Source organism: Paenibacillus nanensis (assembly GCF_003583765.1).
Taxonomy (GTDB): Bacteria; Bacillota; Bacilli; order Paenibacillales; family Paenibacillaceae; genus Pristimantibacillus; species Pristimantibacillus nanensis.
Window position 1 is genome coordinate 350,545 of the sequence record NZ_QXQA01000004.1, and the last position, 7,626, is coordinate 358,170.

Below are 7,626 nucleotides of genomic sequence, written 5' to 3' on the forward strand. Positions count from 1 at the left end.
CTCCACTACTGAGACTTGGCTAAGAGGTCCGGGCAGGAAAGCGGATATACGTTTCCCATAAAACAACACCCTGCGGCAGACTTGAAGTCCGCTGCAGGGTGTTTCCTTTGGTTTACGATCTTAACGTTTTTAAAGCGCCGCTCCATGCCAATACTTGATCCAGCATACCGTTGACGTTCGTAAGATGTAGATCGGCCGGTTTAAAAACGGTACCGTTCTCGAAATCTGTAAATAACGACAGGGCAGGATGAACCCGGACGTCGGCTACGGACAGTTCGCCTAAAATCCCTCTCAGATGCTCTGCTGCGCGAGCGCCTCCCACAGAGCCGTAGCTAACAATGCCGGCAGCCTTATTATTCCAAGCTTCTCTCGCATAATCAAGAGCATTTTTCAGGGCGCCTGTAATGCTGTGATTGTACTCCTGCACAATAAAGACGAAGCCGTCCAAGCTTTCCAGCTTTTTGTTCCAAGCAGCCGCCTGTTCTGACGCATCCACTTCCCCGAACAGCGGAAGCTTGTAATCGGCGATGTCGACGATTTCGTAATTGGCATCTCCGCGTTTATCCGCAATCCCTTTGACCCATTCGCCAACCTGCGGGCTTACACGTCCTTGGCGGGTGCTGCCCAAAATAATCCCGATGTTCAATTTACTCATTACACTTCCTCCTTTAGTACGATCATTTTTCAAAACCTGTCTCAGCTTCTGTCTAATATTCTGCTTCTATACATTTTAACAATGATTTGAAGTATTTTCCACTCGGTTGAGATGAACCCGTTAACGATAACGGCTTCCGTCCCATAAATAGGCGTTCATCCGTTCAACGTCGAGCTCGATCCCGATTCCTAATCCGCCCGGCACGGTTACTTCGCCGTTCACAGGCCTCAAGGGGAGCAGCTCCGTAAACGGGTTGTCCATGACATCCCATTCGACCGGATCGATCGTATCGGGCTTCATTTTGCACCACGAGACAAGGCAGGCCTGAGCCAAAATAGCGTATAACCGAGTTAAGGCGCCGTCGTAAGCATGCGGAGATATTCGCGCGCCAAAATTACATGCCAAATGTAAAGTGCCCCAATATTCATCCATCCCATTCAAATGGAGCAGATCGGGCGTTACGATGTCCAGCGCATGACCGGTCAGGAGAGGCAGGAAATCAGACGCGAGCTTCATATCTTCGCCTCCTGCTATCGGCAGAAACATTCTTTGGCGCAGCAAATTGTAGTTATGCGTTTGCTCAATCGGAAGAGGTTCCTCCAGCCACAATAGATTAGACCATTGCTCAAGCAAAGGGAGGAGACGGATAGCGGTTGCGTAATCGTAGCTTCCGTTGGCGTCTAACGCCAGCTGGCCTTTTTCCCGCAGTAATGCCTGCACTTCAAGGATGTGCATCCTATCTTCCTCTAACGTTTTGCCGCCGATCTTCACCTTGAAGGAAGAAAAGCCCGCGTTCAACGCTGCTTCAATAAGATGAAGCGAATGCTTCACCCAGTCCGAGCGTTCGGAATACGACTGAAACGAAGCGTATAAGGGAACCTTGTCCCGCTGTTTTCCGCCCCACAGTTCGCATACGGATTTTCCAGCGCTTTTTGCAAAAATTTCCGTAAGCGCCATGCTCACAGCCGAGGCGGAGCGAGCATGCCATTTCGCTATCTGACGCACGATTTGTGTCCGGTCATTTGCGTTTTTGCCGGTCAGATAGGGGATGATCCGGTCTTCAAACCCTTTCTGTAAAGTAGGAAGCCAGTCCTCGCATTCGCCCCAGCCTTGAATGCCATCATCCGTTGTGATGCGAATGAAGAAGGCGGATCGATACGATTTGATCCCGTTTGCATCCCCATAAGGCTGGGGGATCGGGTAATAGAGCGGGAATGTTTCAATACGACGAATAAGCAAGAAGAGACCTCCAGAGCTGCATTTTTCTTAATATGCCGCGGGCGTAAGGAAGTCATTCCAATAAAAAAACTCCGTTTAGTCTTTTAGCAAGACCGAACAGAGCGTAGGGTGCGCGATATTATGTCAGCCAGATTGAACCGATTATTCCACAAACGGCACCTAGCACGATAACCGAACCTGTAACAAAGAAAAGCACCTTCAACGAAAAAGCCTTCGACACAAGCAGAACAGAAGGGAGGCTGATTGCCGGCAGCGTGATAAGAAGCGCCGACGCAGGCCCTGCTCCAGCTCCTAGGGATTGGAACGATTGAATGATCGGAATTTCAGCTGCTGTCGGGATAACAAACAATGTACCAGCTATGGCGAAAACGATGATCGCCACGATGCCTTCATTCATCCATACCGGGAACATAAAGTGCTGCAGGATGGCGAGAATGAAGACCGATGCCACATACACAGGCGCGACTTGCAGGAACATAACCGATAGGCTTTTCAGCCAGCGAAGCCCGAAAGAACGAGGCTGAGGAGGAGCCGCTTGCCGCTGACGCTCCAGAAATTTGCCCGCTTTGTCAGGATCCGCAAACCGGTTGGCGATATAGCTAACGCCAAACGTTACGATGATGCCGAAGACAAGGCGCAGAACGGTAAATTTCCATGACAGGACAAAGGTCATAAAGATAAGCGTCGCCGGATTCAAAAGCGGGTTGCCAAGCCAAAACGCAAGGCTGGCGCCTACGGATGCTTTCGATTGTTTCATCTCCGCCGCGATGGGAGCCGCGCAGCAGGTGCACATCATGCCTGGCATTGCGGAGACGCCGCCGATCAGGGTGCTTTTCATTGATTTCCGGCCGAGCAGTCTTTGCAGCCAGTTTGCAGGAAGCAAAGCTTGGATCATCGCCGCGATAATCATGCCAAGCACAGCGGCTTTCCAAATTGCTTTAAAATATTTGATGGTGTAATCCAATGACGTTTCCCATATCGAGCCGGACACATCGCTGCCGACTCCTGTCAGTATGGAGGACCCAATGGACCGGTCATTTATGGCGATCAACGCTTTATCGTAATAAGGCCACCATTTGACATACGCCAGTCCCGCTACTGTAATAATTATAAATAGGCCTAACATCAACCATAAGCGGCGAGGATGATGGTTCGGCTTAACAGAAGGCTCATGAGTAATCTGCATATTTTCCTCCGAATGTCTGAGATGAATGAGATGGAACATAACCAATATGAAATTATAGCACAACTCGTTAACCGTCTGTTTGAAAAAATTTGCCTTCGGCGCGATCATCATGTACGATTTTTTTATCAACCTATCTATAACGATAGAAAGAGGGACATGAATCATGAGTGCAAACGATACGATAAAACTTACTTCCTTATCCAGCAAAGGCGGCTGCGGCTGCAAGATTGGCCCGGCCGATTTAAAGGAGGTCATCTCCAGCTTGCCTGCGGCAGAACGCCATCCGGACCTGCTTGTAGGCATTGAAACGAGCGACGACGCGGGCGTATTCCGCCTTAACGATGAAATGGCCATGGTGCAGACTGTCGATTTTTTCACGCCGATTGTCGATGATCCGTATTCGTTCGGCCAGATTGCTGCCGCTAACGCGATTAGCGATATATACGCGATGGGCGGCAAGCCGTTAACGGTGTTAAATATTGTGGCATTTCCGATCTCTACGCTGGACAAGCGTATATTAGCCGATATTTTGCGCGGCGCGGCGGATAAAGTGAAGGAAGCCGGCGCTACATTAGTCGGCGGCCACTCGATCGATGACAAGGAGCCGAAGTTCGGTCTTGCGGTAACGGGGGTCGTGCATCCTGACAAGGTCAAAACGAATGCGGGAGCGAAGCCGGGGGACAAGCTTATTCTGACCAAGCCGATCGGTGTAGGCATTATGACCACATCGATTAAAAAGGATCAGCTTTCCGGCGAGGAAATAACGCGGGTAACCGAGGTGATGGCTGCGCTGAACAAAACATCGGCAGAAATCATGAACAAGTATGAGACGCACGCTTGTACGGACGTAACCGGTTTTGGCCTCATCGGACACGCGCTGGAAATGGCGAAAGGCAGTGGAGCAGGTATTGTCATTCACAACGCGGCCGTGCCTAAGCTGCCGCGGGTAAGAGAACTAGCTGATAACGGCTTCGTTCCCGGAGGCACCAAAAACAATTACAAGCATGTCGAAAACGACGTGGCGTTTCCAATCGCGATGGACCAGATCGACCGCTGGATATTATGCGATGCGGTAACGTCCGGCGGTCTGCTGATCGCTTCTTCATCGGATCATGCGGATCGTTTGTTGGAGGAACTGAAGGCGGCGGGCGTTGAGGCAAGCATGATTGGGGAAGTTACGTCAGAGAACCCTGGACGCATTACTGTTCTCTAGTCTAGAAAACAAAGGAGTCACACATCATGTTTCAGGACATCACAGTCGAAGAAAGTATGGAGCTGCGCAAGCGCGGAGAGCTTACGCTAATCGACGTCAGATCGCCGTCCGAGTTCCGCGACGCGTCCATACCCGGCAGCCTGAACATTCCGATATTCGATGATCAGGAACGCGCCGAGATCGGCACGATCTACAAGCAAGTCAGCGTTGCCGCCGCCAAGGAGAGAGGGCTGGAGATCGTTTCGGCCAAGCTGCCGGCTTTTATTAAACAATTTGCTGAGCTGCCGAACAACAAAGCGGTTTTCTGCTGGCGCGGCGGCATGCGGAGCAAAACAACCGCAACCGTGCTCTCCCTTATGGGCATTCGCGCTTATCGGATCAACGGCGGATACCGCGCTTACCGACAGTTCATTGTCGAAAAGCTGAATGACATATCGTTTAAACCGCGTTCGTTCGTCCTTCACGGGAATACGGGAAGCGGGAAGACGGCTATCCTGCATAAGCTAAAAGAAAACGGGCATCCCGTCCTCGATTTGGAAGCACTGGCGGGTCACCGGGGCTCCATATTCGGCACGATGGGAAAGCCGCCCCATAATCAGAAGAAGTTCGACGCGCTTTTATTCGATGAAATATTGGCGCGTCAGGAATCCGCTTATATGATATTTGAGGCGGAAAGCCGTAAAATCGGAAATATTACGGTTCCAGAGCTCATCATGAATTGGAGAGCCGATGGCTTTCATATTTTGATTGAGCTTCCGATTGAAGCGCGCGTAAAACAAATTATTCAGGATTACAAGCCATGGGATAACCTTGAGTCTTGCTTGCGGTCGTTCCGGGTTATTAAATCGAGAATCCATACGCCGATCGCTTCCGAGATTGAACAATGTTTGGTAAGCGAAAGATTTGAAAAAGCGGTTAAATTGCTGCTAGAGCATTATTATGATCCGCGGTACTCGCACTCTTCCGGGGAGCATCATGAGCATATGAATGAGATTGTGCAAGCAGATACCGTTGAAGAAGCGCATCGCAGGGTTGAAGAGATCATAAAAGAAAACAGATAAGCAATGCATACTCTAGTGACTTGATTGCTAGGGTATCCATTGCTTTTTTTGTGTGTCAAAAAGAATAGATTTGGTAGGTACGTACCGTGTCCGTGCGAGAATGAGAGAATACTATAGCGGTATAATAGATAAATAGATCGTACCGAACCTTCGCAGGAGGTATGTCAACGGCAGGAATGACTTGCGCAATATGCGGTATATTCCATTCTTTTTCCTATCATCAAGTTAAATGCGCGTGCGGAGGATCGCTGCTCGAGCTTGGCCTCGTAACAGGTCCAATGCCCTGTATGGTGTGCATGCAGGAAGAGGACTGCGCCCCTCTTGCGGCAGCTATTGGGATGCGGGCACCTTACTCGCCGGACATAACGTTACTTATCGAATAATCGATGAAACGAATGGAACGGCCATTGCGGGTAGCCGCCAGGAAATAGCGGATGCCCAGAACAAGCTATTTCCGCTTCGCTGGAGGGCGCGGCAACTTGGGCGCACTCCTTCCGAGTAGTCGAAACCATGGGGCGACCATGTTGTTCTATTCAACACAGCACATAGGCTGAAATACGAGCGCATCTTTGAATAAAGCATTCCTCCGTTAAATAAATTTGAATCAACTATTTCATACGAAAGGGCGGGGGTAGATATGACGACTGCAAGCCGAAGCAGAAGCAAATGGATCAAACATAAAGTGATGTCGCATGATCCGCTTCTTCGTAAGGCGCTGCCTTCGACGCGACTGATGACCCGGGAAAATTTTTTCGACATGCTTAGCCGTTATCGAAGTGTCATCGTTAAGCCGACTAGCCAATGGGGCGGGAAAGGTGTCATGCTCGTCTCGATCTCGAGTGTGGGTTATTGCCTGCATGTGGAGAGGACTCGCTGGTATTACAGCACTCGAGAGCAGCTGTGGTCAGCACTTAGACGGCGGATGAACGGCAGTTATATTGTTCAGCGCCGTATTCCGCTTGCAACGGTTGGCGGGCGGCCCTATGATTTGCGGATCATGGTGCAGCGGCATGCTGGAAGAAAGGATTGGAAGGTGACGGGAAGGCTTGCTAAGGTAGCGGGCAGAGGGTACATCATAACGAATGTTGACCGCAGCAGCGGCAAAATCCTTTCGCTTGCGGAGGCGCTCCGGCGATCCAAGCTGTCATTGAAGCGTTCCTCAGCCATAATAAGACGTATTGATCGCATTTCGCTTCGATCTGCCAGGGTGCTGCAAGGATACTATCGAAGCATACGAACGGTCGGGCTCGATATTGGCCTCGATGCTTCCGGAAAAGTATGGATCATCGAACCAAACTTCAAACCAATGGCCGGATTGTTCGAAAAGTTCGGCAAGACGTATCGCCGAATTAAATCATATCGCTGATAGCTTTCGAGAACCCTGACGCCGTCAGGGTTCTTACGATTTCAGGCGCCATCTAGCGGATAGCTTACTGTCCGCGTTATCTGATTGTTTTCATCGACGAATACGACCGTTGGGCGAAGTTGATCGATATCCGCATCCTCATACAGGCCCATACTGAGTATAATGATCAAGTCGCCCGGTTGAAATAAATGCGCGGGAGGACCGTTTAAACATATTTTACCCGAGCCCTCGGCTGCGGGGAGGGCGTACGTTTTCCAACGCGTCGCATTACGCAAGCTCGTCACTTGCACAATCTCGTATGGACGAATATCGGCCGCCTTCATGAGCAGCGCGTCTATCGTTATGCTGCCGACATAATTTAAGTCGGCTTCGGTGACAACTGCCCGATGTATCTTACCTTTGCACATCAAACGTTGCATTCTTGATCCTCCTCATTTACACCTTCACTATCATATGCCCTGCAATCGGAGACTGCGCTGGTCATTTGGGGCTGTATGTTTCCTCGATTTAAATGTGAGAAACTCCCAGTTGATTCCGGTCATCGATTCATGGTATATTCTTATTCCGGCCGCGAGACAAGCGGATCGGAAATGAGAAACGAATCGAACGGCATCAATTTCCAGTTGATTTCATGTAACGATTCGTGATATATTATTAGTCCGGCCACGAAATAGGCGGTCGGCAACGAAAGAAGTATTGTTCTTTGAAAACTGAACAACGAGCGAAACTGCCCTGTTAATTCGGTAACGAGTTAATAGATATAAGAAGTTTTCGTACTCGGCTTTAGCCGATGCGAAAAGCTTCAAGCAACAAACGTAATGAGCAATCAAACACTTTTATGGAGAGTTTGATCCTGGCTCAGGACGAACGCTGGCGGCGTGCCTAATACATGCAAGTCGAGCGGAG

At 49.9% G+C, this 7,626-nt stretch carries 7 protein-coding genes and 1 rRNA gene; 4 read left to right on the forward strand and 4 right to left on the reverse strand.

What is annotated here, in order from left to right; translation table 11 throughout:
• Window positions 1–112: 112 nt before the first annotated feature.
• From D3P08_RS09860 to D3P08_RS09870, 3 genes are all read right to left on the reverse strand, one after another.
• Window positions 113–655, reverse strand: coding sequence for an NADPH-dependent FMN reductase (locus D3P08_RS09860; RefSeq protein ID WP_119599459.1), 543 nt, complete (start codon window positions 653–655; stop codon window positions 113–115).
• Window positions 656–775: 120 nt separating this feature from the next.
• On the reverse strand, window positions 776–1,894 hold the full coding sequence (locus tag D3P08_RS09865) for a mandelate racemase/muconate lactonizing enzyme family protein (RefSeq protein WP_119599461.1): 1,119 nt from the start codon (window positions 1,892–1,894) through the stop codon (window positions 776–778).
• Window positions 1,895–2,012: 118 nt separating this feature from the next.
• Window positions 2,013–3,080 carry a permease gene (locus D3P08_RS09870; protein ID WP_119599539.1) on the reverse strand — a complete coding sequence of 356 codons (1,068 nt, stop codon included), beginning with the start codon at window positions 3,078–3,080 and terminating at the stop codon, window positions 2,013–2,015.
• A 163-nt stretch (window positions 3,081–3,243) separates the two neighbouring features.
• On the opposite strand from D3P08_RS09870, the gene selD reads away from it, so the two are divergent.
• From selD to D3P08_RS09885, 3 genes are all read left to right on the forward strand, one after another.
• Window positions 3,244–4,293 (forward strand): selenide, water dikinase SelD, encoded by a 1,050-nt coding sequence (gene selD, locus D3P08_RS09875; RefSeq protein WP_119599463.1) that lies wholly within the window; start codon window positions 3,244–3,246, stop codon window positions 4,291–4,293.
• Window positions 4,294–4,319: 26 nt separating this feature from the next.
• Window positions 4,320–5,354: a tRNA 2-selenouridine(34) synthase MnmH gene (gene mnmH, locus D3P08_RS09880; protein ID WP_119599465.1), complete on the forward strand. Its 1,035-nt coding sequence runs from the start codon at window positions 4,320–4,322 to the stop codon at window positions 5,352–5,354.
• 637 nt (window positions 5,355–5,991) lie between these two features.
• Entirely contained in the window at window positions 5,992–6,720 is a 729-nt protein-coding gene (locus D3P08_RS09885; protein WP_119599467.1) for a YheC/YheD family protein, read from the forward strand.
• Window positions 6,721–6,761: 41 nt separating this feature from the next.
• Here the strand turns inward: D3P08_RS09885 and panD are convergent, their stop codons facing one another.
• Window positions 6,762–7,139 (reverse strand): aspartate 1-decarboxylase, encoded by a 378-nt coding sequence (gene panD, locus D3P08_RS09890; protein WP_119599469.1) that lies wholly within the window; start codon window positions 7,137–7,139, stop codon window positions 6,762–6,764.
• Window positions 7,140–7,555: 416 nt separating this feature from the next.
• Here panD and D3P08_RS09895 point away from each other — a divergent pair.
• Window positions 7,556–7,626, forward strand: a 16S ribosomal RNA gene (locus tag D3P08_RS09895); the annotation flags it as partial.

Coding starts and splice junctions, on each gene's coding strand:
- D3P08_RS09860 (WP_119599459.1), bottom strand. CDS start 655: ATGAGTAAATTGAACATCGGGATTATTTTGGGCAGCACCCGCCAAGGA.
- D3P08_RS09870 (WP_119599539.1), bottom strand. CDS start 3,080: ATGCAGATTACTCATGAGCCTTCTGTTAAGCCGAACCATCATCCTCGC.
- selD (WP_119599463.1), top strand. CDS start 3,244: ATGAGTGCAAACGATACGATAAAACTTACTTCCTTATCCAGCAAAGGC.
- mnmH (WP_119599465.1), top strand. CDS start 4,320: ATGTTTCAGGACATCACAGTCGAAGAAAGTATGGAGCTGCGCAAGCGC.
- D3P08_RS09885 (WP_119599467.1), top strand. CDS start 5,992: ATGACGACTGCAAGCCGAAGCAGAAGCAAATGGATCAAACATAAAGTG.
- panD (WP_119599469.1), bottom strand. CDS start 7,139: ATGCAACGTTTGATGTGCAAAGGTAAGATACATCGGGCAGTTGTCACC.